We start from the raw sequence: 23,952 nt of genomic DNA on the forward strand, positions 1-23,952 counted from the left end.
GAACAGCACTGGGGAACCTCACCCTGCCGGGCGAGCCCGTACGGGTCATGCCGCGTTGTTCAGCACGGGCAGGTAGCCGCCGGACTGGCCGGACGCGGTCGGGTGGTACGACTCGCCGATGTTGAGCCAGTTGACGCTGTGCAGCCAGGAGTTGCTGGAGCAGATCTCGTGGCCGGAGAACGTGGTGCGGACGTCGCCGAAGACGAAGTTGTGGGCGGTGGCGCGGGCCTTGATGGTGTTGTCCATGTAGTCGGCGGCGTCGTTGATCGCGGAGCGCTTGGTCTCGGAGAGGCCGAGGCAGGCCTGGCCGAGCAGGTAGAAGCGGGGGTAGCCGATGACGACCACCCGGGCGGACGGGGCTTTGGCGCTGATCGCGTTGTAGACGGTGTCCAGCTTGCCGGGGAGCGTGTTGGTGACGTACGCCTTCGCGGTGTTGATGCGGGACAGACAGGTGCTGTCCGAGCTGGTCACACAGGTGGTCATGACGTCGGCGAAACCGGCGTCGTTGCCGCCGATGGTGATGGACACCAGCGAGGTGGAGGAGTTCAGCGAGCCGAGCTGGCCCGCGAGCACGTCGTCCGTCTTCGCGCCGGAGCAGGCGTTGAAGGCGAACGAGGAAGGGCTGTGGGCGGCGTTCCACAGGTAGGGGTAGGCCTTCGTGCTGCGGTCGCAGTCGCCGCTCGAGCTGATGTAGCTGCCGGCGCCCACCCCGGAGGAGTAGGAGTCACCGAGTGCGACGTAGCCGCCGGCCGCGGCGGTCGAGGACGCCTGTGCCGAAGCGGCCCCGGTGAGACCGAGGCCGACGGCGAGGAGGAGCGAGGTCACGAATCCGGTAAGTCGGGAACGTCTCATGGAACCTCCCTTTAGCAGGATCTCTGCCTCAACTGTGGTAGCAGCTACGCGTGTTGACAGGAAGTGTTCATGCCAAGACTTTTGTCATCTCGACAGGATCGGCCCAAGACGTTCACCGCTCATATATTGCGCATGCATGCCACATCTGTTGACGCCACGTCACCCTTCGACTCCTGGAGGCCCGGACACCGTCGAGCCGCGTGCCGGGCGCCTCTTGGGAACACCCGGGACAACAGGCGGAAATGCCGTGCGCGGAGTGCATCCGTGACGGATCATGGCGGCATGTCTGCCAACCCACACGACGCTCTGCCGATCCGGCTCCACGTCGACGACTCCGACTCGCCGTCCGACGTCGTCGACGCGCTGTTCCTCGGCCGCTTCGCGACGGGCGAGCAGCCGTACTCGCACGCCGCGAACATCGACCGGGTGCGCTCGGGCGCGACCCTGCTGCCGGAGGGCGCCCGCGTGCTGCGGATGGCCCGCGACGACGACCGCAGCGCGACCCTCGCCGAGGGGGACGGCTGGACGCTGCTGGTCTCCCGCTGGAACCGGGGCGCGGACGTCACGGTCACCGCGACCAGCGCCGAACTGGCCAAGCGGGTCCTCGACCAGGCCACGGACGGCGCGGCCGACGAGCCGGAACCGCAGCCGGAGAACGTGACGATGGGGTTCTGGTACGTCTCCCCCAGGCGCGGCCCGCACCGCACCACCCGGCAGATCTCCGCGGGCACGTGGGACGAGGTCCGGCCCAACTACACGGCGCCGGTGGCGGACGCGATGGACCGCCTGATGAAGACGACCCCGGAGGACATCGCGGGCCGGCTGTTGCTGCTCCACGGCCCGCCCGGTACCGGCAAGACCTCCGCCCTGCGCACCCTCGCCCGCTCCTGGCGCGACTGGTGCCAGGTCGACTGCGTCCTGGACCCGGAGCGCCTCTTCTCCGACGTCGGCTATCTCATGGACATCGCCATCGGGGAGGACGACGGCGCGGGCAAGGGCCGCTGGCGGCTGCTGCTGCTGGAGGACTGCGACGAGCTGATCCGGGGCGAGGCCCGGCACACGGCGGGCCAGGCCCTGTCCCGGCTGCTGAACCTCACCGACGGGCTGCTCGGCCAGGGCCGCAACGTCCTGGTCGGCGTCACCACCAACGAGGACCTGGAGCGGCTGCACCCGGCCGTGGTCCGCCCCGGCCGCTGCCTGGCCCGCATCGAGGTCGGCCCGCTGACCCGCCCGGAGGCGGTGAAGTGGCTCGGCACCGATGAGGGCGTCGCCCGGGACGGCGCGACCCTGGCCGAGCTGTACGCGCTGCGCCGGGGCACCGCGCCGACCTCGGTGCCGGGGGCCAGGGAGGGCGCGGACGCGGGCCTGTACCTCTAGTGCTTTGATGAGGGTATGACCCTGTTCGTCGGCACGTCGGGGTGGCAGTACAAGGACTGGCGGGACCACGTCTACCCGGCCGGGGTGCCGGCGCGGCTGTGGCTGGAGGAGTACACCCGGCTGTTCGCGACCGTGGAGATCAACAACGCGTTCTACCGGCTGCCGTCGTACGACACCTTCGCCGCCTGGCGCGACCGCGTCCCGCCGGACTTCGTGGTCACGGTCAAGGCCAGCCGGTACCTCACCCACATCAAGCGGCTCAAGGACCCCGAGGAGCCGGTGCACCGCCTGATGACCCACGCGGCGGGCCTCGGCGACCGCCTGGGCCCGGTCCTGCTCCAGCTCCCGCCCACCCTGCGCGCCGACCCGCTCCTGCTGGACGCCTGCCTGGCCTGTTTCCCGGCCGGTACGAGGGTCGCGGTGGAACCCCGCCACGACTCCTGGTGGACGGGCGAGGTCCGTGCGGTGCTGGCGTCACGTGGCGCGGCCCTGTGCTGGGCGGACGTCCTGGCCCGCCCGGTCACCCCGCTGTGGCGCACCGCCGACTGGGGCTACGTCCGCTTCCACCAGGGCCGCGCCCAGCCCTGGCCGCGCTACGGCCGCCGCTCCCTGGACACCTGGGTGGACCGTGTCGCGACGACCTGGTCGGACACGGAGGACGTGTACGCGTACTTCAACAACGACCCCGGGGGCGCGGCGGTCCAGGACGCGGTGACGTTCGGCCGGGCGGCGAGGAGGGCGGGCCTGACGGTGACCAGGACGCCGGAGCCGGCGAAACTCTGACACGTGTCCCGCTCGTCGTTCCCGCCGCGACGGCGCTCGGCCGCGGCGGCGGAGCGCCGCGGTGCCGGACTCGCTCAGGCCTCCCCGTAAGCCGCCCGCAGCGCGTCCCGCACAGCACCCAGTGCCTCGTCCTCGGCGAGCCCGAGCCGCCGCACCCGCTCGACGTACGCCTGGGCGGCCAGGGAGGCCTCCCGCACCGCGGCCGAGCCGGCGGCCGCCACGAACGTGCCGTTGCGCCCCCGCGTCTCGATCACCCCGTCGCCCTCCAGCGCCCGGTACGCCTTCGCCACCGTGTTCACCGCGAGCCCCAGGGACTCGGCCAGCCCCCGCACGGTCGGCAGCCGGTACCCGACCGGGAGCGCGCCGGACCGCGCCTGCTCGGAGATCTGCGCCCGCACCTGCTCGTACGGGGGCGCGCTGTCATCGATGCGGATCTTCAGGCTCACAGGGCCGATTGTCGCGCACCCGCCGGAAAATGAGAGGCACCCGGCCCTCCCGGCCCGTACGGTGCCTGATCATGACAGTCCTCGTGCGCGCTCTGCGCCCCGACGTCCCGGCGGACGCCGAGGGCTTCGCCCGTGTCCGCCGCCTCGCTCTGCCGTACATCCTGTTCACGCCGGACTCGGTCCGGCACACGGTGGCCCATACGCACCCGGACGCCCGGTTCCGGCCGCTCGTCGCGGAGGAGGACGGCGAGATCATCGGCACGGCGCAGGTGCATCTGATCCCCGAGAGCCCCGACCCGGGCCAGGGCGCCCTGAACGTCTACGTCCGTCCGGACCGGACGCACCGCGGTGCCGGCCGGCTGCTGGTCCGGGCCGCCGAGGAGTACCTCGCGGAGGCGGGCGCGACCAAGCTGTTCGCCTGGGCGCTGGACGAGCCGGCCAACCAGGCCTTCGCCGAGCGGCGCGGCTACCGGCGGGGCCGTACCGCGCACTTCCTCCGCCTCGGCCTGGCGGACGGCACGCTGCCGCCGCTCCCGGAGATCCCGCCCGGCGTCGAACTGCGCACGGCCGCCGACTTCGCGGACGACCCCCGGCCGCTGTTCGAGCTGGACGCGGAGACGGTGCTCGACGAACCGAGCGACGTGGAGTACGCGTTCACGGACTACGACGTCTGGCTCGCGGAGAACTGGAACCACCCGCTGCTGGACCGGGAGCTGACCACGGCCGCCTGTGTCGACGGCCGTCCGGTCGCCTTCACCGTGGCCTACACCGACGGCGAGGGCCGCTACTCCACGGCGATGACCGGCACCGCCCGGGCCCACCGCGGCCGTGGCCTGGCCAAGCTCGCCAAGGTCCACTCCCTGCACCGGGCCCGCGCCGCCGGTGTCACCGAGGCCTTCACGGGCAACGACACCGGCAACGCCCCCATGATCGCGATCAACAAGTGGCTCGGGTACGAGGTCTGCGCGACGGAGGTGCGCTATGTCCGTGGACTCGGCTGAGCCGGCCCGGCTGGAGGTCGTCCTGGTCAAGGCGGGCCGGACGAAGATCCGTTACCCGGCGGAGCTGCTCGGGGACGACGGCAACCGGATCGCCGTACGGGCGCCCTGGGCGGGCTCCGGGGTCCGGGACTTCGGGTTCGTGCGGTTCGAGCCCGGTGACGTGTTCACCGAGTACTACTGGCGGGACCGGTGGTACTCGGTGAAGGAGGTGCGCGCGGCGGACGGCTCGGTCAAGGGCTGGTACTGCGACGTCACGCGCCCCGCGCTGCGCTCCGGGACGGAGCTGGTCGTGGAGGACCTCGACCTGGACCTGTGGCGCTCCGCTGACGGGCGGGACGTACGGCGTCTGGACGAGGACGAGTTCGCCGAGAGCGGCCTCGCGGAGACGGACCCGCAGGCCGCGTCCGCCGCGGTGGCCGCACTCGACACGCTGGAGGCGCTGGCGATCCGCGCCGACGGCTTCGCGGAGTTGCTGGCCTGACCGGCCCCGGCGCCCCGGTGTCAGACGGTGGCCACCACCGCGTACCGCTCGTCGTCCACGTCCTTGCCCCACAACACGGAGTCGTCGGACAGTCGCTCCAGCCGCACGTCCCGGCTCAGCGGCTCCAGCAGGGCAGTGAGCCGGGCGGCCGGGACGCCGACCGGGCTGAGGGTCCCCCACACGCCCTCGATCAGCACGAATCCGCCTCCGGGGCGCAGCAGGCGCCGCCAGTGCCGCAGCGCCCCGGCCGGGTCCGGCAGCGCCCACAGCACATGCCGTACCAGGACCACGTCGAAGCGGCGCTCCCCCACCGGCGGGGCCACGGCGTCCCCGCACAGGATCGTCGCGGGGCGTCCGGCGAGCTTGGCCCGGGCCCGCTCGACCATCGCCGGGGACCGGTCGACACCCGTCACCCGGTGCCCCTGCTCGACGGCGAGGAGTGACAGGCTGCCGGTACCGCAGCCGAGGTCGAGGACGTCCGCGGGGTGGTCCGGGAGCCAGGTCCGCAGCCGGTCCGCCCAGGCCGCACGCACCTCCGGGTCGCGCAGGCCGTGGTCCGGCTCGTCGTCGAAGGCGGCGGCCTGCGCATCCCAGTCCGCTTCCGGGGCATCCGCAACCGTGTGCGCGTTCTCGCTCGTCATGCCCAGAGAGTGACACACGCCACTGACAGTGCGGACGTGACAGCCGCCACTGACAAACCGGCACCGATGAGGAACTCTCCCCGAAAGCGTCTACCTCCGTGACAACGCGGAACTCGGTGGGCACTGAAGGAGGCAGTTATGCGCCGTACGACCGTGCAGAGGCCCCTGAAGAGGACGGACAGCCGCCGGATCCGCGACGAGGCGGAGGAACGCCCGGCGGGACGCCCCGAGGTGCGCAAGGACATCGCCCGCACCTGGTGGCCCGAAGGCTGACACGACGACACCTCAGCGCAGCCGCTTGCGGTAGTGGATCCGGTCGTAGGGACCGTCGACCCGGCGCTCCACGACCTCGTAGCCGTACTTCGGATAGATCTTCTGGTTCTCCCACATCATCGCGTTCGTGTAGAGCCTGATCTCGTCGAGCCCCAGTTGACGCGCGCGTGCGTCGACGAAGCGCAGCAGCCGCCGTCCGACGCCCGTGCCGTGGGCGTCTGGGTGGACGGCGATGCTGTCCAGGAAGAGGTGGTCGGCGAACGCCTCGACCACCACCAGCCCGACGACGGGCTCACCGGTGACGAACACCTTGCCGGCGGCCACGTCCGCCATGTGGTCCGCCTCCATGGGCTGGGGCACCACACCGATGCGCGCGACATAGGGGTGGTAGGCCGCGTCCGTCACCGCTCCCACGGCCGGTACGTCGTCGGTGGCGGCGGGCCGGACCTGTTCCGTGTCGTTGTCGGTCATGTCCGCACGCTATCCACCTGAGCGCAGCCTGAGCGCTTCCTTAAGCGGACCATAAGGATCTCCTCCACCCGCTCCCAGCAGGCGATCCCACGGTTTGCTGGGGTTAGTTTCGGATCACCCCACGGGATCCGAAGCCCGCTGCGTCCAGCCACCCCACGGACCGTCCGGAGGAGTTCCGCATGCCCGCACGCCGCGTGCCCGCACCCCGTCAGGCCGCCGCCGTCACCGTCACCGCCCTCGGCATGACCGTGCTCGCCGCGTGGCCCGCGTCCGCGCACGGCTCGATGGGCGACCCGGTCAGCCGCGTCTCGCAGTGCTACGCGGAGGGACCGGAGAGCCCTGACTCTGCCGCGTGCAGGGCGGCCGTGGCGGCCGGCGGCACGCAGGCTCTGTACGACTGGAACGGCATCCGGATCGGCGACGCGGCCGGGCGGCACCAGCAGCTCGTCCCGGACGGCGAGCTGTGCAGCGCGGGCAACGAGGAGTTCAAGGGGCTCGACCTGGCCCGCGCCGACTGGCCGGCGACGAACGTGCACGGCGGGTCGTACACCTTCACGTACCGCGTGACCGCCCCGCACAAGGGCACCTTCCGGGTCTATCTCACCAGGCCCGGATACGACCCCGCGAAGCCGACGGCCTGGTCCGACCTGGATCTGGAGCACCCGGTGGCGACGGCCACCGACCCGGTCCCGTCGGGCGGTTTCTACACCTTCACCGGCACCCTGCCCGAGCGGTCCGGCCGGCACCTGCTGTACGCGGTCTGGCAGCGCTCGGACAGCCCGGAGGCGTTCTACTCCTGCTCGGACGTCGACTTCGGCGGCGGCAGCAGCAGTGACGGCGGCAACGGCGGTACGGCCCCCGCGCCGGGCGCCACCGCGCCCTCGGACGAGCAGATCGCGGCCGGTGCCGACAAGTCGACGATCGAGCACCACGGGCACGGCGACGACGACGCGAACACCTCGGCGGAGCCGTCCGCGCCCCCGGCCGCCGGCCGGCCCGTGGCGGCGGCGACCCCGGCCAACCGGCCGAAGGCGGCCGGGACTTCGGCGGATCTCGCCGAGACGGGCGCGTCCGCCGGCACCTCGTACCTCGCGGTCGGCGGCGCGGCGGCCCTGACGCTGGGTTCGGCCGCGCTGTTCCTGTCGGTGCGGCGGCGCGCGGCGGGTGGCGGTCACCGCCGGTGAGGGTTCCGGGGCCTGTCCGGCGGCTCAGGCCGGACGGGCCCCGGCGGCACGTCAGCTGAAGGCCGACGCGCAGGTGGTGGCGGTGGCGTGGGCCGAGTCGAGCGCGTTGGCCACCTCGTGGAAGGCGATCCGGTCGAACAGGCCGATGGCGAGGTGCTCGGAGAGGTCGAGCGGGCACAGGTCCTGGAGCAGGACGTTGCGGACGCCGGAACCGCTCAGGTACTGGGTGCGCCAGGGGGTGACCACCTCGTCGTACTTCGTGGCGATGACCGTGTAGCGCACCCCGGGGACGGTGTCGCCGCCCGCGTTGAGCTTGGTGAGGAAGGCCGAGCCGGTGATCTGGTCGGCGAGGCCGGGGGTGGTGGCCTTGAGCAGGTCCTCGGCGCCGGGGAAGTACGGCAGCAGGTGGGTGAGGCCGTCCAGGTCGGTGCCGTGGTTGTCGGGGGCGAGGCCGACGAGGGCGTCCACCTTGGCGGCTCCGCCGAGGAACTTCAGGTAGTAGCGGGGCATCATGCCGCCCTGGGAGTGGCCGACCAGGTCGGCCTTGGCGGCTCCGGTGGCGGCGAGCACCTTGTCGACGAAGACGGCAAGCTGTTCTGCCGACTTGTCGATGGGGCCGAGGCCGTGGAAGAGGGGGACGCCGGGCAGTTGGCCGTAGTCGAGGGAGTAGACGCAGTATCCGCGGCTCTTCAGGTAGGGGGCGAGGCCGAGCCAGTTGTCGACCGAGTTGCCGAGCGTGCCGTGGACGAGGACGACGGGGCGGGGGTGGGCGGCGGAGGGCTTGCAGGTGTAGTCGTTCCAGCCACTGCTGGGCGCAGTGGTGTCCGAGGCGCTGGCGGTGGCGGCCGGTACGACGGCGACGGCGGCGGTGAGCAGCAGCGCGGCGAGGGGTCTGAGCGCTCGTTTCCAGGGCAGCATCGTGTGATCTCCTTGCGGCTCACGGGAGGTGCACGGCCTAACCCTGTGATCCGGATCACGGGATGCTGTTCACTCGTCAAGTTACGAGCGAGTAGTGCAAGTGTGAAGTTACGCGTCAGTAAAAACTTCCAGTGATAACCGGGGCCTCACCGGGACGTTGACGAAGCGTCACCAGGCCGGTCGGATCGGGCCCCGGGGAGCGATCCGCACCAAGCGCTCCACAAGACCGCGCACTTCACCCTCACCCAGCAGTTCGGCCCACCCCCCGACCACCTCGGCGGCCGCCTCCTCCGCCGCCCTGGTGCAGGCCCACCCCCGCTCGGTCAGCACGACCAGCCGGGCCCGCGCGTCCTCGGGATGCGGCCTGCGCTCGGCGTACCCCTTGCGGACGATCTCGTCCACCAGCTGACTCGCCGCCTGCTTGGTCACCCCGAGGTGCGCGGCCAGGTCGGTGGCGGTGGCCCCGTCCGGGGCGAGCCGCGCGAAGGCGAAGCCGTGGGCGGGCCGGAGGTCCGCGAAGCCGCGGGCGACCACCCCGTCATGGATGCGCTGGGTCAGGTCGCCCGCCACGGCGAGCAGGGCGGCGGACAGGGCCAGGGCGTCGGAGTTCTGCACGGAGGCATTGAAACACCCTTGACAGCAAGGTCAAGCTGCTTGACCATGTAGTCAATCTACTTGACCATCTATGCGCACCCCCGGCCTGAACGGAGATCGTCACCATGCCCGTCGTCCGCTCCTCGGAAGCCGTCACCCACGAGATCCACGGCGCCCGCTTCGTCTCGTACGCCACCCCGCTCACCGGCAGCAGGGAACTGTGCGCCTGGCGCGGCGAGATCCCGCCCGGGACGAAGGCACCCGCCCACACCGTCAACCGGGAGGAGATCTTCCACCTGCTCGTCGGGGAGTTGCTGATGACACTCGACGGTCACACCGAACGGGTCGCGGCGGGCGACACGGTGATCGTCAATCCCGGTGCGACCCTGGCCGTCGAGAATCCCACCGACCACACCGCGATCTCCTGGGTCACCACCTCGATCGGCCTGGAGGCGCACCTGACCGACGGCACGCGCGTCACGCCGCCGTGGGCCAACTGAGCGCGCACACCATGGCCAGCGTCCCCGGTATCACCGCCCGTGGCCCGAACTTCGCCCGCGCGCGGTCCGCGACCTCCTCGACCCGGCGGACCTTCTCGTCCACGGGGTCGAAGGTGAGCTGGTGGGAGGCCTGGTCGGCGGGGGCCAGGCCCTCGGCGCGCAGGGCGAGCGCGCGGACCCGGGCGCGTTGCAGGCCGCGCCTCGTACAGGCCGTAGGCCGCCCTGGTCAGATCCGCGGAGTGCGCGGTCGGCTCCCGCAGGGTGCGGCTGCGGGTGGTCGAGGACCGGTCGGCGTAGCGCACGGTGAGGGTCAGGGTGCGGCAGACCCTCTCCACCGCGCGCAGCCGGGAGCCGATCTCCTCGGCGGCCGACAGCAGCGCCCGGCGGTGCCGGTCGGGGTCCAACTCGTCGATGCCGAAGGCCCGTTCCGTCACCAGCGACCGTGAGACGGCGTTCGGGACGACCCGGCCGCGGTCGAGGCCGCTCGCCTTCTCCCGCAGCTCCCGGCCCGCCTTCGCGCCGATCAGCCGCTGGAGCGTGGACAACGGCGCGGCGGCGACCCGGCCCAGGGTGTCCAGGCCGTACTCGTCCAGGGTGCGGGCGGTCGCCGCGCCGACGCCGGGCAGCACGGAGACCGGCTTGTCGGCGAGGAACTCGGCGACGGCGTCCTCGGGCACCGCGCAGGTCACCCCGGGCCGGGCGGCGCGCAGCGCCACGCGGGCCAGCATCGGGCCCGGCCCGGCACCGATCGCGCAGTCGACGCCGTACCGCGCGAGGGCGCGTACCCGGATCACCGAGGCCAGCTCCACCGCGCTGCGCCCGAAGTACCGCTCGGCACCGCGCAGATCGGCCAGCGCCCCGTCCGGCGGCAGCGCCTCCACGACCGGGGTGAACTCCTCCAGCAGCCCGAGCAGTTCCGGCAGGGCCGCCTCGTACACCGGCGGTAGCTGGAAACGTACGCAGAGAATGGTCATCCCGCACTCCCCGGACTCTGGTGCCACAACTTCCGTACCGCAGCAGGCCCTTGTGCGGCCTCCTGCCCCGCGGGCCGCAGATCGGCCCACGGATGCATCTCGTATCCGGTCGACAGCTGGATCCGCCGCCCACCGGTCGGGTCGCCGTCCGCGCCCCGCGCCACCGGCTCGGCGAGCCGCGCCGCCACCTCGTCCAGGCCGCCCCCGGCGCGCAGTTCGACCAGTTCGGCGAGGTTCCAGGCGGCGGAGCCGACCACGCTCAGGCTGCGCGGGCCGCGCCGCTGCACCACTCCGCGCACCAGCAGCAGCCAGGAGTGGAAGACGGTGTGCGCGCACGCGTCGTGCGAGTCGTCGAAGAACGCCAGGTCCACCAGTCCCGTCCCGTCGTCCAGGGTGGAGAAGATGACCCGCTTGCCGGAGCGGATCGGCGGGGTCTGGGTGGCCGCCTTGGCGCCCGCGACCAGCACGGTCTCGCCGTGCCGGGCCTCGCGCAGCCGGCGCGCGGAGACCACGCCCAGCTCGTCGAGGAACGTGCGGTAGTCGTCCATCAGATTGCGCGAGGCGTCCATGGACAGCACGCCCAGCTCGGCGCTGAGCTTCTCCGCCGAGGTCAGGTCCGGCAGCCCGGCCGGCGCGGTCTTCCGTCCGCCGGCCAGCGGGAGCTGACCACCGCCGCTGGTCCGGGCGCCCCGGTGCAGCTCGGTCAGATGCAGTTGCAGATCACGCCGGTTGGCGCCGAAGGCGTCCAACGCGCCCACCTGCGCGAGCCGCCCGGCGAGCGGCCGGCTGGGCCGGGCCCGCTCCCAGAAGTCCACCAGCGAGGAGTACGGCTGCCCGTCCGCGATCCGCTTCGCCTCGGCCTCGCTGATGCCGTGGACGTCGGAGAGGGCGAGCCGCAGTCCCCACACCGCCGGTGATTCAGACACCAGTTCGATCCTGTGTGCGACTCCGGAGACGTTCACGTCCAACGGCAGGATCGGCACCCCGCGTCGCCGCGCGTCGGCCAGCAGCAGCCGCTTCGGGTACATCCCGGGGTCGTGCGTGAGCAGCCCGGCGTAGAAGGCGGCCGGATGATGGGCCTTCAGCCACGCCGACTGGTAGGTGGGCACGGCGAAGGCGACGGCGTGCGCCTTGCAGAAGCCGTAGGAACCGAAGGCCTCCACGATCTCCCAGGTCCGCCGGATCGTCTCCGCGCCGTACCCCTTGGCCGCCGCCTGCTGGGCGAACCACACCCTGATCCGCCCCTGCGACTCGGGGTCGGACAGCCCGCGCCGCACCCGGTCGGCCTCTCCGCGCCCGCAGCCGGTCATGATGGAGACGATGTCGATGATCTGCTCGTGGAAGACGACGACCCCGTACGTCCCCTTCAGCGGCTCCTCCAGATCCGGGTGCGGGTAGCGCACCGGCGCCCGCCCGTGCCGCGCCTCGATGAACGGCCGCACCATGTCGGCGGCGACGGGACCGGGCCGGAACAGCGAGATGTCGACGACCAGGTCGTGGAAGGTGCTCGGCTGCAGCCGCCCCACCAGGTCCCGCTGACCGGGCGACTCGATCTGGAAGCAGCCCAGCGTCTCGCTGGACCGGATCAGCCGGTACGTCTCCGGGTCCCCCGGCTCCACCGCGTCCAGGTCGATCCGCTCCCCGCTCACCCGCTCCACCTCGGCGACCGCGTGCGCCATCGCCGACTGCATCCGCACGCCCAGCACGTCCAGCTTGAGCAGCCCGAGATCCTCCACGTCCTCCTTGTCGAACTGCGACATGGGCAGGCCCTCACCGCTGGTCGGCACCACCGGCGTACGGGCGAGCAGGGAGGCGTCCGACAGCAGCACCCCGCACGGGTGCATGGCGACCCCGCGCGGCAGGGCGTCGAGCGCCTCGACCAGCTCCCACAGCCTGCCGAACCGTTCCCCTTCCCGCTGAAGCTCGCTCGCGAGCCGCTTCAGCTCGGGCAGCTCCTCCAGCGCCGCGCGGGCGTCGCGCGCCCGGATGTGCGGGAAGGACTTGGCGACCCGGTCGATCTCGGCCGGGTCCATGGACAGCGCGGCGCCCACGTCCCGGATCGCGTGCCGGACCCGGTAGGTCTCCGGCATGGAGACGGTGGCGACCCGCTCGCTGCCGAACCGGCCGATGATCGCCCGGTAGACCTCCAGCCGGCGCGCGGACTCCACGTCGATGTCGATGTCCGGCAGCACCACGCGTTCCTTGGACAGGAAGCGCTCCATGAGCAGCCCGTGCTCGACCGGATCGGCGTGCGCGATCCCGAGCAGGTGGTTGACGAGCGACCCGGCCCCGGAGCCGCGGGCGGCCACCCGGATCCCCATCTCCCGTACGTCGTCGACCACCTGGGCCACCGTCAGGAAGTAGGAGGCGAAGCCGTGGTGGGCGATGATGTCCAGCTCGTCGTGCATCCGCTCCCAGTACGCGCGCCGCCCGCCGTACCCGAGCCGCAGCATTCCCTCCGCCGCCCGCGAGGCGAGCGCCCGCTGCGCGGTGCGCCGGCCTGCGCCGACGAGGTGCGCCTCGGGGAAGTGGACGGTACCGATGCCGAGGTCGCCCTCGGGATCGACCCGGCACTCGGCGGCCGTCGCCAGCGTCTGCTCCAGCAGCCGGTGGGCGGTGTCCCGCCGGAACCCGGCGGCCTCCACGACCCGCTCGGCGACGCCCAGCATGGTCTGCGCGTCCTTCAGCCACGCCTCGCCGGAGTCCAGCTCTCCCCGGGGGTCGATCGGCACCAGCCGTCGCGCGGCGTCCAGCACGTCGGCGACCGGCCCCATCCCGGGATCGGCGTACCGGACGGCGTTGCTGAGCACCGGCCGCACCCCCTGCTCGGCGGCGAACCCGACGGTGCGGGCCGCCAGCCGCAGGGAACCGGCACCCGTACCGGTACGGCCGTGCCAGACGGCCTCCAGCCGCAGCGCGTCACCGTGGATCTCGCGCCACGGCACGAGCAGCTCGGCCGCCCGGTCGGGCCGCCCGGCGGCGAGCGCACGCCCCACGTCCGACCCGGGCCCGAGCAGCACCACCAGACCGTCGCCGCGGTTGCCGGCCCAGGGAAGCAGCGCAGTACCCTCCCCCGCGTGCGCCGCGGTGACGAGCCGGCACAGATCGGCCCATCCACGGGCGCCGTCCCGGGCGAGGAAGGTCGCGCGAGGAGCCGACTCGTCCACGAAGGCGCCCCCGCGCACCGGCGTCCGCCGCCGGTCACGCCGTACGCCCTCGGGCGGCGCCACCGCGAGGTCCACCCCGAACAGCGGACGGACCCCCGCGCCGGCGCAGGCCTTGGCGAAGCGCACCGCCCCGGCGAGGGTGTCGCGATCGGTCAGGGCGAGGGCGTCCATCCCCCGCTCGGAGGCACGCTCGGCCAGCCGCTCCGGATGGGACGCCCCGTACCGCAAGGAGAACCCGGAGACGGTGCGCAGATGCGCGAAGCCCGGCACGCACACCTCCCGCACTCGTGAGCCCCGAACGGCTCTCGAACATCAGTTCCCAGTTTCCCCACCACCACCATACCCCCATTCCCGAACATGTGTACGACATCCGTTCGAGCGCCTCTCACCTGCGCAAACGCGCCACGAAGCCCCCGCACGCGGTGCGCGTGCGGGGGCTTCCCGGTGTCGTCCGTCAGCGGGGGCGAGGCGTCAGTAGACGTGCACCCCGTAGGCGCTCAGCGCCTCGGTGACGGGCTGGAAGAACGTCGTACCGCCCGAGGTGCAGTTGCCGCTGCCGCCCGAGGTCAGACCGTAGGCCGTGGTGCCGCCGTACAGCGGGCCGCCGGAGTCGCCGGGCTCGGCGCAGACGGTGGTCTGGATCAGGCCGGAGACGATGTCTCCGCCGCCGTAGTTCACCGTGGCGTTGAGCGCGGTGACGCGGCCGCTGTGCGTACCGGTCGTGGACCCGCGGCGGTAGACGGTCGTGCCCACGGAGGGCGTGGCCGCGCTGGTGATGTCCTGGCTGCCCACGGCACCGGACTTGGTCACCGAGCTGTTCGTGTACCGCACGATGCCGTAGTCGTTGCCGGGGAAGCTGGAGCCGGCCGTGGTGCCGAGCGTGGTCGTGTGCGAGGAGTTCGACCACCAGGTGCCCGCGCCGTCGGTGCAGTGCCCGGCGGTCAGGAAGTAGTAGTTGCCGCTGGAGTCCTGGACGTTGAAGCCCAGCGAGCAGCGCCAGCTGCTCGCGTAGATGGCGTCGCCGCCGGAGATCAGCTTGTTGAACTTGCCCGGTGTGCGCTTGACGACCAGGGCGTCGGCGTTGGCGCCGGCCTGCTTCTTGATCTTGGCGATCTCGGCCTGGGACACCGTGCTGTCGGCGGTGACGACGACGCGGCCGGACTTGCTGTCCACCGCCCAGGCGGTGCCGGGGACGTCGGCCTGGCGGACGGAGTCGCTCGCCTTGGTGAGCTGGGTGGCGCTGAACGTGTGGACGTCGCTGGCGTTCGCGGTGGGGGCGGCGAACGCGGCCGCGGCCAGGAAGCCGGTGGCCACGGCGGTCAGCCGGACCCGTCTCGCCGTACCGCCACGGGGAGTGGTGCGCTTGATCCTCACTTGTCGTTCCCTCCTGGGGAAGTCGGGGGCCCGCGTGGGGTCGGGGCCCGTGAGGCGCAGCCAGGGGCTCGACCGGATGTGAATATGCATGCCCCTGACAAGCGCTGAGGGGGAGTATTCGGCCGAACGGCCGGTCGGCACAAGGGTGCCTTTCGGCCGTCGGACCGGTCCCGCACGTTCGGCTGAGGCCGGCTACGCCGGCTGCGGCCCGCTCAAGTGGCGCTCCCCCGCCTCGATCGCCACGTCCAGCGTGTTGCCGGGGGGCGGGAAGGGGCAGATGAAGTGGTCGGCGAAGGCGCACGGCGGGAGTTGGGCGCGGTTGAAGTCGACGGTCGTGCGCCCCTCGGCGTCCGGGGCAGGCGAGAAGAGGAAGCGGAACCGGAAGCTCGTGGCACCGCTGGTGGCGTCGGCGAACACCGCCCACAGCAGCCCGTCGCCCTGCCGTGCGACCTTCAGCGTCCGTTCCTGTCCGGCCAGGGTGAAGGCGAGCTCGCCGGCGAGCTCGAAGGCCCGCTCGCGGCCGTCCGCGTTGCCGAGCCGGATGGTCCGCGTGCCGTCGTACGGCGTGAACCGCCCCGGCACCGACCAGCGGGGGTCGTAGGGCCCGGCCTCGATGCCCCGGAAGGCCTGCCGGGCGGCGGAGCCGGGGTCGTACACCCGTACCCCCCAGACGCCCTCGCGCACCAGCACGACCAGCCGCTTCGCGCCGAAAGCGACCCTCGCCGCCGCCTCCGGGCCACGGTCGGCGGCCAGCCTGGTCTCACCCGCGAAGGGCCGGTCGTCCACCGTCAGGCCGTCGGTCCCGGCGGCGGTGAGCACCACCCCGCCCTCGTCCGCCACCCACTTCCCGGGAATGTCCGGAATTCGACCATCCGGATAGTCCTCGATCCAGTGCGTCGCGGTCAGCGCGAGCGGCCCGTAGGGCGCCGAGACCCGCTCCACGCGCTGCTCGTGCCACCGCTTCCAGGCGTCGGACGCGTCGGTCGTCATGCCATCGGTTCCTTTCATCGATGATCAGCCTTCCCCCACCGGAGGTACCGGCGAGGACGGCCCGAGAGGGGAGCGGTGTGCGCCGCCCCGGTATTCCGCGCGGAACGCGCCGCGCCCGCGGGCGAGTTCGTACGGCCCGCCGAAGACGGCGTCCACAACGGGCCGCGCCCGGCGGCACGGGCGAGCCGCTGCGAGGAGGCGAACACGAGCCGCGACCCGGCGGGCGCACCGGCCCATACGGCGCCGTACCGGGCCCTGCGACCGGGCCGGCCCCGCAGGCGTCGTCGGCCCCGGGACGCACGACCCCCGATCGCACGCTCCCCGGATGCAGGTCCTCCGCTCGAACGGCCCCCCCCCCGGATGCGCGACCGTCAGATGCGTACGCCGCCGTACGGTCACGACGTTCCCCCCGTCACGGCCGTCGCCCCGGGCGCGGCGCACCGGTGGGCGGGCCGGGGCAGGCCCAGGTGCTCGCGCAGGGTGCTGCCCGGGTAGAAGGTGCGGAACAGACCGCGGTGCTGGAGCAGCGCCACCGTGCCGTTGACCAGCCGCTCCAGATCGCGGCGCGGTTCGACGGGGACGAGGTGGAAGCCGTCGGTGACCCCGTCGGCGTGCCAGGCGGCCACCAGCTCCGCGAGGTCGACCGGGCCACCCCGGTACAGCGGGCCCCGCCCGGTGGGCCGCGGACCGCCGCCCCCGTGTCCCGGCTCGGCCGCGTGCTCGCCGTCGCCCAGATCCACCAGCAGGCTCACCAGGACCCGCAGGGCGTCCGGGTTGCGCCCGGACGCCCGCGCCCGCTCCCGCAGTTCGTCCCGTACACCGGCGGCCTGGGCGGGGGCGGCGACGCGCACCAGGGCCACGTCCGCGTAGCGGGCGGCGACCGCGCGGGCGGGGCCGTCGGTGGCGTCGGCCACGCGGACGGGGTGCCCCCGCGGTGGCAGGGGCGCGGTCGACGGGCCCCGGACCGGGACGGCGGGGCCGGTGACGTCGGCGCGGTGCGGCCGGTCCCGGTCGAGGGAGGGGCCGTCGGCCACGTCCCGGATCTCGGCGTCGTCCTCCCAGCCGTCCCGCAACCTGGCCGCCACGTCGGCGACTTCGCCGTCCTCCTGCCACAGCGTCCCGGTAGGTGCGGCGTGCCGGCGGCCGAACAGCCGGGCCTCGCCCTCGGCGCCGGACACGTCGGCCCGCCAGCCGGCCCGGCCGCGGCTGACCCGGTCCAGGGTGGCCACGGCGGCCGGGACCCGGAAGGGCTCGGTGTGCGTGGTGGTGACCGTCGGCACGAGCCCGATCCGCCGGGTCGCGGACGCCACCCGGGACAGCACGCCGAGCGCGTCGGGCCCCGGCCGCGCGAAGGAGTCGTCCAGCGTCACGAAGTCCAGGCCCCCGCGTTCGGCGAGCCGGGCCAGCTCGACGTAGGCCCCGGCGTCGGCGTCGAGAACCCCTGGCAGATCGAGCGCGGCGGCAAGATGCGGCAGCCCGCTCATACCGGGCACCTCCGCACCGCCGGGCACCACCGCACCCCTGGTCGCCGCCCCAGCCTGTCGCACCACCGCACCCCTGGTCGCCGCCGGACCCCCGAGCACCACCGCACCCCCGGCCGCCGCAACTGCGAGCACCACCGCCCGCTTTGTCGTCGCCGCAACGGCGAGTCGCCACGGCGGCGCGGGCCGGCGGTGCCGGACCCACCGCGCCCGACGGCCACAGCCCGCACCTCAGAGCACCTTCGCCAGGAACGCCCGAGTCCGCTCCTCCCGCGGAGCGCCCAGCACCTCGTCCGGTGCCCCGCGCTCCACGATCCGCCCGTCGGCCATGAACACCACCGTGTCGGCGACCTCCCGGGCGAACGCGATCTCGTGCGTGACGACGATCATCGTCGTCCCCCGCGCCGCCAGGTCCCGGATGACGTCCAGCACCTCCCCCACCAGCTCAGGATCGAGCGCCGAGGTCGGCTCGTCGAACAGCAACAGCTTCGGCTCCAGCGCGAGCGCCCGCGCGATGGCCACCCGCTGCTGCTGCCCGCCGGACAGCTGCCGCGGATAGGCGTCGGCCTTGTCCCCGAGCCCGACCCGTTCCAGCAGCCGGTGCGCGCTCTCCAGCGCCGCCTTCCGGGGCCGCTTCAGCGCGGACACCGGCGCCTCGACGACGTTGTCCAGGACGGTGAGGTGCGGAAAGAGGTTGAAGTTCTGGAAGACGAACCCGATCCGGGTGCGCTGCCGGAGCACCTCGCGCTCGGGCAGCTCGTACAGCTTGTTCCCGGCCCGCCGGTACCCCATCAGCGCGCCGTCCACGCTGATCTCGCCCCGGTCCACCTTCTCCAGGTGGTTGACGGTGCGCAGCAGCGTGGACTTGCCGGAGCCGGAGGGGCCGAGCACGACGGTGACCTCACCGGCGCGCACCTGGAGGTCGATGCCCCGGAGCACGTCGAGCGAGCCGAAGCTCTTGTGCACCGACCTGATGTCGACCATGACACTCATCGCGCGAGTTCCTTTACGAGTGAGCCGCTGAGGAAGGCCAGCACCGCCCGGGCGGTCGCGTCGTTCTGCCGGAACGCGGGCCCGCCGGTGCGGGGGCGGGTGAAGGCGCCGGGGGCGCGGGTGTCGGTGTACGGGCCGAGCGCGAAGCGCCGGGGGTGCGGGCGCCCGGCACGGTCGAGGACGCGGCCGTCGCCGGGCTCGACGCGGAGCAGCCCGTCGGGGGTCTCGGCGGCACCGTCGGCGTGCAGTGCGCGCAACAGGCTGTCGCGGGCGCGCCGGACGGTGGGCGCGGGCAGCCGGGCCTCCACCAGCGCCCGGGCCTCTACGGAGAAGCCCGGCACGGTGGGGCTGGTGGCCCGGAACACCCCGTCCCCGGCGGTGACGGCCATGCCGGCCCCGACGAACCGCAGCAGTCCGGCCCGGGACAGGGCGAGCATCTGCCGCAGCCGGGGCCCGGGCGGCCCGGACGCCAGGTAGCTGAAGAACCCGTGCCACCAGGACCCGATGTCCCCGAGCCGCACCAGCTGCCCGTAGACGGAGAGCAGCCCGAGGAAGACGGCCAGGTCGGGGCTGTGGGCGGGATCGTGGCGGCGTCGCAGGTCGTCCTCGATGTAGCCCCTGAGCCCGTCCTGGAAGGCGTCGTGCGAGGCGTACCGCACGCCGTCCAGGGGGTGGTCGAGCGCGGTGAGGTCGAGCCGGTCGGCCGGGTCCGGTACGGCGGCGGCGACGAGCGCCCGGATTTCGGCGGGGTCGCCGGCCGCCGCGTACTTCTCCTCGAAGTCGGCCCAGGCCATCGCCGTACGCTTGGGGTGGGCGGTGAACAGCCGATGGTAGTGGGCGAAGCCCAGCTCCTTCTCGGCCAGGGGCCACACATCGCGCCGGAAGTCGAAGCCTTGGGGCCGGGCCAGCAGCTCCGCCACCTCGGCGGGACCGAGGAAGCGGGGCAGCGGGGGCCGGTCGCCGGTCCAGTCGTAGCCGATCTTCGAGTGGTACGGCACTCCGCGCCGCGAGCCGACGTACAGCACCGGTTCCCGCCCCGAGGGACGGTACGTCCCGCCCTCGTACCGTCCGCCGCGCCCCTCGGTGAGCAGCACCATCAGGTCCACGAAGGCCAGTCCGAAGCCGCGGACGAGGACGGGTTCGCCGGGCGCCAGCGCGGACAGGTCGCTGTCGGCGGTGAAGTCGGGCGGCAGGTGCACCAGGCCGTGCTCACGGGCGTACGCAGCCAACTCGCTCTGTTGTGCGTCGAGTTCGCTGTCAAGGTGGCCCAGGGCGAGGATCACCAGGTCGGCCGGGAGCGGGTGCCGGCGGCCCTCCAGCCACACCCGCTGGCGGCCCTTACGGGGGCCGTCGACCCGCAGCGCGCGGTGGGGGTGGTGGTGGACGGTGACGTTCGGGGGCAGGTCGGCGACGGCCCGTTCGTACACCCAGCGCAGATAGCGGCCCTGGAGCTGCCGGTCGGGGAAGGTACGGCCGTCCAGCCGGGCCCACTCGTGCAGGGTCGGACCCTCGCGCACCGGTCCGGCCATGGCCACCGTGTCGTCGGTGAACATGGTGACGTCCTCGGCCTGCGAGTTCATCCACAGCAGCGGCGACTGCGCCTGCCGCCATATGCGCCCGCCACCGGGCGGATGGGGGTCGACCAGGTGGATGTCGAGGCCCGGACCGGCGTACAGGTCGGGCGCGTTGGCGGCGAGGCGTTCGAGGAGGCCGGTCCCCCGCGGCCCGGCTCCGACGATGACGAGCTGCTGCCTCATCGCGCGTTCTCCGTGCCGCGCGCGTAGTGCTTCTCCACGTAGTGCTGGGCGATGCCCAGCAGGGAGGTGACGACGGCGTACCAGAGGGTGGCGACCATCAGCAGCGGGATCACCTGATAGGTGCGGTGGTAGATCAACTGGGCGGAGAACAGCAGGTCGTCGACGGCGATGACGCTGACGATCGAGGTGCCCTTGAGGGTGCCGATCAGCATGTTGCCGGCGGGCGGCACGATGGCGCGCATCGCCTGCGGCAGCACGATCCGCCGCCAGCGACGCCACCGGCTCAGACCGAGCGCCTGGGCGGCCTCGATCTGCCCGCGGTCGACGGAGAGGATGCCGCCGCGGACGACCTCGGCGGCGTAGGCGGCCTCGTGCAGGGTGAGGCCGATGATCGCGACGGCGACCGGGGTGAGCAGGTCGACGGTCCTCACGCCGAACACCCGCGGGTACAGCGCCCCGATGTTGAACCACAGCAGCAGCTGCACCAGGATCGGGATGGAGCGGAACAGCCACACGTATCCCCGGCTGACCGCCCGGAGCACGGGGTTGGCGGAGAGCCGGAACACGGCGAGCAGGGTGCCGAGGGCGAAGCCGAGGACCATCACGACCGCGGTCAGCCACAGCGTGAGCCACAGCCCGCGCAGGACGGAGTCCGAGGTGAAGTAGTCGCCGACGACGTCCCATTGGAACGCCTCGTTGTGGACGACGGAGTTGACGGCGAACCCGAGCAGCGCGAGGACGACGACGGCCGCCGCCCACTGGCCGTACCGGCGCTGCGGGACGATCCGCGGGGCGTCCGCGGGCTCGGGTGTGTCCGGGACCGCGGGGATTTTGGCGAGGGTGTCGGATGACATGCGAAGGCTCCGTGACGCGCGTCGCCGAGGACGCGCTGAGTCGTCAGAACGGGTGGTGCCTTCACACGGGGCGCGCCGTGCGGCGCGGTACGGCCGAGCCCCTCAGCAGGGCCGTGCGTCGAGAGTACGTGGGCGTTTCCGCCCGCTGTCAAGGTTGTCCAGACTGTGAGCCGTACATCTCAAGTCGGTTGACGCGGAACCGGATGCCTGTTCCACTTGGCCCATGCGTCCACAGCAGTGGCTGGTCACCCGCTCCCACATCGACTTCGGTCGCGTGTGGTCCTCGTCCTGTTGAGCTGACCCCCTGCTCCCGCCCGCCCACCGGGCGGGCCTGCTCGCGTTCTCCCGCCGGTTCCCGGCCTGTTCTCCGCCTTCACACGCGCACCCCTCCCCTCGCGTTTCCGCACACCCTTCCGCCTCAGGAGACCGCTACCCGATGCGCACGCCCACTTATCGCCATTTCATGCCCTTTGTCGCCATCACCTCGGCCGCGCTGCTCCTCACCGCCTGCGGCTCCGGGTCCGGCGGTACGGGCGGTACGGACGCCTCCGGGGTGGCGGCCGAGACCGACGAGGTGCCCACCACGGACGTCGTCTCCGCGGTGCGGAAGGACGACGCCGCGGCGAAGCTGCTGCCCGCCGGCACCACGAGCCTCACCGTCGCGGTCAGCGTCGGCGGCACCCCGCCCGGCACCACCTACCTCGCCGACGGCACGACCCTGACCGGCCAGGACGTCGACTTCGCCAAGGCGGTCGCCCGGGCGCTCGGCATCAGGCTGAGGATCGAGCAGGCGAGCTTCGAGGCGATCCTGCCCGCCCTGGACAGCGGCAAGTACGACTTCGGCGCGAGCAACTTCGGCGTCACGGACGAGCGCCGCAGGACCATCGACTTCGTCACCTACGTCAACGACGGCCAGGGCTTCGCCACCCGCGAGGACAGCAAGCTTGCGAAGATCACCGATCTGAAGCAGCTGTGCGGTCTGAACGTCGCGACCGGTGCCGGCACGACGTTCGAGGCCACGCTGGAGGCCGGCAAGCACGTGTGCGCCGACGCGGGCGAGAAGCCGTACCGGGTGCAGACGTACGCCGAGTCGAGCGCGATCTGGTCCTCGCTCCAGCAGGGCCGCAGCGACATCGTGATGTCCACGATCAACGGCCTGCGGTACGCCGTGGCGCACCAGCGGGGCCTGAAGTTCCTCAACGAGTACCACCGCCTGGACGTCGGTTTCGCCTTCAAGAAGGGCACGAAACTGGCGCCGGCGTTCCAGGCGGCGGTGAACAAGCTGCTGGCCGACGGCACCTACGACAGGATCCTCGAGAAGTGGGGCACCACGGGTTCAGCGATCGAGAAGTCGCGGATCAGCCCGCCGGAACTGAGGAACTGACGTCTCCCGCTCTCAGGCGTCGCACGATCAGGTCCTTTTAGGAGAAGCCGAGGCGCGGGCGGGCGACGGCCGGGGTGCACTGCCCCCGGTGGGCGTCGGCAGCGGTCTCAGCAACCGTCGCACGGGCAGCAGCAGTCACAGCCGTCGCAGGCACAGTCGCAGTTCCGGCAGCAGCCCTCCCGCTTCTTCCGGGACCACGGTCCTTCGTACTCCTCGGCGCAGCACATCTTGCAGGTGCAGCACAGCGCGAAGAACATCCCGCAGCCCGCCCAGAAACCGCGGCGGCCCTTGACCGGCTCGGGCGGCGGCCCGAAGCCGCCCCCGAAACCACCGCCGCCTCCGCCGAAGCCGCCGCCCCCGCCGGGAGAACCGCCGCCGGCATACGGATTGCCCGGGAGCGGGGCACCGGCGCCCTGCGGATTGCCGGCGCCGTACGGCTGTTGCGGTACTCCGGCACCGTACGGCCCCGGGGCGTACGGACCCTGCGGCGCGCCCGGCTGGTGCGCCGCGCACACCGGTGCCGTGCCGAAAGCGTGGTCCACCGAGCGGCGCAGTTCGTGGACGAGGAGGAGGTGGACGAGCCGGCCGTCGCGGAACTCGGCCTCCCGGAGGGCGAGCCGGATGCCGTGCAGGGCGTCGTCGGCGAGCCGGCGCGCCTCGGTGAGGGGCGTGCCGGTGGCGGTGAGCGGGTTCCAGGCACCCGACAGGGCGTCGGCCCGCTGGTCCTCCACCGCGTCCAGCAGGTGGGCGAGGCGGCCGAAGAGGCGTCCGGCCTCGGCCAGCGGCCCGGCGTTGTCCGGCCGCCCGGCCAGCACCGCGGTGTGGGCGAAGGCCGCGGCGGTCGCGGTCTCGGTCGGCTCGGTGACCGTCAGGACCGGAGTGCCGAGTCCGGCCAGGGCCTCCACGCCGGGCTGCCGGTCGACGGCGTCCACGAGGACGCCGGTGTCGAAGCCGACCGCCGCCCCGCCGCGCTCCCCGGCCCGGCCCCAGTTCGCGGCGACCCGGCGCGCGGCGGCGGCGACCGGCGCCCGGGCCAGCAGTCCGTCACGGTCGGCGACGTGGTCGCGCACCTTCGCGGAGGCGAGCACGAGGGAGACGGCGGCGGCGAGCCGAGCACCCTCACCCTGGGCGACGGACGCGGTCCGCATGCCACGCAGCGCACACGGCCCGGCCGTACGGCGGGTGCCGCTCAGCGGGCCCGTCTGAGCCTCTGTCAGGACCGATATGAGAAGCCCGTCGTAATTTGTCACGATTCGTGCGAGCTGACCGTGGTCGCGGCGCAGGGACAGGCACAGCCCGCACAAGTGCGCCATCCAGTCGGCCTTGAGCCGCTCACCGAGCCGGTGGGCGCAAGGCCTGACGATTCCGAACACATCATCCCCCGTACTGTGATACGACGTTGGCGTTCACCCGTACGCACCGTGCATCACCCGTCCGCCGCAGACAATCATATTTCA

The 23,952-nt window shown here is 72.8% G+C and carries 22 protein-coding genes and 1 pseudogene; 8 read left to right on the forward strand and 15 right to left on the reverse strand.

Annotation, left to right across the window (positions count from 1 at the left end; all coding sequences use genetic code 11):
• Window positions 1-45: 45 nt before the first annotated feature.
• The gene (locus OO52_RS32230; protein WP_030650119.1) at window positions 46-852 is read right to left on the reverse strand and encodes an SGNH/GDSL hydrolase family protein; all 807 of its coding nucleotides are present in this window, start codon (window positions 850-852) and stop codon (window positions 46-48) included.
• 282 nt (window positions 853-1,134) lie between these two features.
• Between OO52_RS32230 and OO52_RS32235 the strand changes: the two genes are divergently transcribed.
• On the forward strand, window positions 1,135-2,229 hold the full coding sequence (locus OO52_RS32235) for a DUF5925 domain-containing protein (RefSeq protein ID WP_030650122.1): 1,095 nt from the start codon (window positions 1,135-1,137) through the stop codon (window positions 2,227-2,229).
• Window positions 2,230-2,244: 15 nt separating this feature from the next.
• Window positions 2,245-3,012, forward strand: a complete 768-nt coding sequence (locus OO52_RS32240) for a DUF72 domain-containing protein (RefSeq protein WP_030650126.1) — start codon at window positions 2,245-2,247, stop codon at window positions 3,010-3,012.
• 74 nt (window positions 3,013-3,086) lie between these two features.
• Here the strand turns inward: OO52_RS32240 and OO52_RS32245 are convergent, their stop codons facing one another.
• On the reverse strand, window positions 3,087-3,458 hold the full coding sequence (locus OO52_RS32245) for a GntR family transcriptional regulator (protein WP_030650129.1): 372 nt from the start codon (window positions 3,456-3,458) through the stop codon (window positions 3,087-3,089).
• A gap of 71 nt (window positions 3,459-3,529) precedes the next feature.
• On the opposite strand from OO52_RS32245, the gene OO52_RS32250 reads away from it, so the two are divergent.
• A complete protein-coding gene (locus OO52_RS32250) occupies window positions 3,530-4,459 on the forward strand; it encodes a GNAT family N-acetyltransferase (protein ID WP_030650133.1) in 930 nt (309 codons plus the stop codon).
• Complete coding sequence (locus OO52_RS32255) at window positions 4,440-4,940, forward strand: DUF402 domain-containing protein (RefSeq protein WP_030650137.1); 501 nt, start codon at window positions 4,440-4,442, stop codon at window positions 4,938-4,940. The genes OO52_RS32250 and OO52_RS32255 overlap by 20 nt, the downstream gene beginning before the upstream one ends.
• 20 nt (window positions 4,941-4,960) lie before the next feature.
• Here OO52_RS32255 and OO52_RS32260 read toward each other — a convergent pair whose 3' ends face one another.
• Complete coding sequence (locus tag OO52_RS32260) at window positions 4,961-5,581, reverse strand: class I SAM-dependent methyltransferase (protein ID WP_030650141.1); 621 nt, start codon at window positions 5,579-5,581, stop codon at window positions 4,961-4,963.
• Between the two features lie 138 nt (window positions 5,582-5,719).
• Here OO52_RS32260 and OO52_RS54040 point away from each other — a divergent pair, with 138 nt between their 5' ends.
• Window positions 5,720-5,854 carry a hypothetical protein gene (locus OO52_RS54040; protein ID WP_106972096.1) on the forward strand — a complete coding sequence of 45 codons (135 nt, stop codon included), beginning with the start codon at window positions 5,720-5,722 and terminating at the stop codon, window positions 5,852-5,854.
• A 12-nt stretch (window positions 5,855-5,866) separates the two neighbouring features.
• On the opposite strand, the gene OO52_RS32265 is transcribed toward OO52_RS54040, so the two are convergent.
• Complete coding sequence (locus tag OO52_RS32265; protein WP_030650144.1) at window positions 5,867-6,325, reverse strand: GNAT family N-acetyltransferase; 459 nt, start codon at window positions 6,323-6,325, stop codon at window positions 5,867-5,869.
• Between the two features lie 179 nt (window positions 6,326-6,504).
• Here OO52_RS32265 and OO52_RS32270 point away from each other — a divergent pair, with 179 nt between their 5' ends.
• A complete protein-coding gene (locus OO52_RS32270; RefSeq protein WP_030650147.1) occupies window positions 6,505-7,509 on the forward strand; it encodes a lytic polysaccharide monooxygenase in 1,005 nt (334 codons plus the stop codon).
• Between the two features lie 51 nt (window positions 7,510-7,560).
• Here OO52_RS32270 and OO52_RS32275 read toward each other — a convergent pair whose 3' ends face one another.
• On the reverse strand, window positions 7,561-8,427 hold the full coding sequence (locus OO52_RS32275; RefSeq protein ID WP_030650149.1) for an esterase/lipase family protein: 867 nt from the start codon (window positions 8,425-8,427) through the stop codon (window positions 7,561-7,563).
• 168 nt (window positions 8,428-8,595) lie between these two features.
• Window positions 8,596-9,042 carry a MarR family winged helix-turn-helix transcriptional regulator gene (locus tag OO52_RS32280; protein WP_030650151.1) on the reverse strand — a complete coding sequence of 149 codons (447 nt, stop codon included), beginning with the start codon at window positions 9,040-9,042 and terminating at the stop codon, window positions 8,596-8,598.
• Window positions 9,043-9,146: 104 nt separating this feature from the next.
• Between OO52_RS32280 and OO52_RS32285 the strand changes: the two genes are divergently transcribed.
• Window positions 9,147-9,521 carry a cupin domain-containing protein gene (locus tag OO52_RS32285; RefSeq protein WP_030650154.1) on the forward strand — a complete coding sequence of 125 codons (375 nt, stop codon included), beginning with the start codon at window positions 9,147-9,149 and terminating at the stop codon, window positions 9,519-9,521.
• Here the strand turns inward: OO52_RS32285 and OO52_RS32290 are convergent.
• The 8 genes and pseudogenes from OO52_RS32290 to OO52_RS32325 all read right to left on the reverse strand — a co-directional run bounded on the left by OO52_RS32290 (window position 9,499) and on the right by OO52_RS32325 (window position 21,111).
• Window positions 9,499-10,495, reverse strand: a pseudogene (locus OO52_RS32290) (DNA polymerase Y family protein). The gene OO52_RS32285 and the pseudogene OO52_RS32290 overlap by 23 nt on opposite strands.
• Window positions 10,492-13,932: a DNA polymerase III subunit alpha gene (locus OO52_RS32295; protein ID WP_030650157.1), complete on the reverse strand. Its 3,441-nt coding sequence runs from the start codon at window positions 13,930-13,932 to the stop codon at window positions 10,492-10,494. The pseudogene OO52_RS32290 and the gene OO52_RS32295 overlap by 4 nt, the downstream one beginning before the upstream one ends.
• A 201-nt stretch (window positions 13,933-14,133) precedes the next feature.
• Window positions 14,134-15,036 (reverse strand): S1 family peptidase, encoded by a 903-nt coding sequence (locus tag OO52_RS32300; RefSeq protein ID WP_030650159.1) that lies wholly within the window; start codon window positions 15,034-15,036, stop codon window positions 14,134-14,136.
• A gap of 192 nt (window positions 15,037-15,228) precedes the next feature.
• Entirely contained in the window at window positions 15,229-16,026 is a 798-nt protein-coding gene (locus OO52_RS32305; protein WP_030650162.1) for a DUF1684 domain-containing protein, read from the reverse strand.
• 395 nt (window positions 16,027-16,421) lie between these two features.
• Entirely contained in the window at window positions 16,422-17,510 is a 1,089-nt protein-coding gene (locus OO52_RS32310; protein WP_030650165.1) for an LLM class flavin-dependent oxidoreductase, read from the reverse strand.
• 228 nt (window positions 17,511-17,738) lie between these two features.
• Window positions 17,739-18,500, reverse strand: coding sequence for an amino acid ABC transporter ATP-binding protein (locus OO52_RS32315; RefSeq protein ID WP_030650167.1), 762 nt, complete (start codon window positions 18,498-18,500; stop codon window positions 17,739-17,741).
• Complete coding sequence (locus OO52_RS32320; protein ID WP_030650170.1) at window positions 18,497-20,257, reverse strand: FAD/NAD(P)-binding protein; 1,761 nt, start codon at window positions 20,255-20,257, stop codon at window positions 18,497-18,499. The genes OO52_RS32315 and OO52_RS32320 overlap by 4 nt, the downstream gene beginning before the upstream one ends.
• Window positions 20,254-21,111 (reverse strand): amino acid ABC transporter permease, encoded by an 858-nt coding sequence (locus tag OO52_RS32325; RefSeq protein ID WP_030650172.1) that lies wholly within the window; start codon window positions 21,109-21,111, stop codon window positions 20,254-20,256. The genes OO52_RS32320 and OO52_RS32325 overlap by 4 nt, the downstream gene beginning before the upstream one ends.
• Window positions 21,112-21,547: 436 nt before the next feature.
• Between OO52_RS32325 and OO52_RS32330 the strand changes: the two genes are divergently transcribed.
• Window positions 21,548-22,495 carry an ABC transporter substrate-binding protein gene (locus OO52_RS32330; protein WP_420711432.1) on the forward strand — a complete coding sequence of 316 codons (948 nt, stop codon included), beginning with the start codon at window positions 21,548-21,550 and terminating at the stop codon, window positions 22,493-22,495.
• A gap of 107 nt (window positions 22,496-22,602) precedes the next feature.
• On the opposite strand, the gene OO52_RS32335 is transcribed toward OO52_RS32330, so the two are convergent.
• Window positions 22,603-23,868, reverse strand: coding sequence for a DUF5685 family protein (locus OO52_RS32335; RefSeq protein ID WP_030650176.1), 1,266 nt, complete (start codon window positions 23,866-23,868; stop codon window positions 22,603-22,605).
• Between the last annotated feature and the right edge of the window lie 84 nt (window positions 23,869-23,952).

The sequence above is a fragment of the Streptomyces flaveolus genome, from assembly GCF_000716535.1.
Taxonomy (GTDB): domain Bacteria; phylum Actinomycetota; class Actinomycetes; order Streptomycetales; family Streptomycetaceae; genus Streptomyces; species Streptomyces flaveolus_A.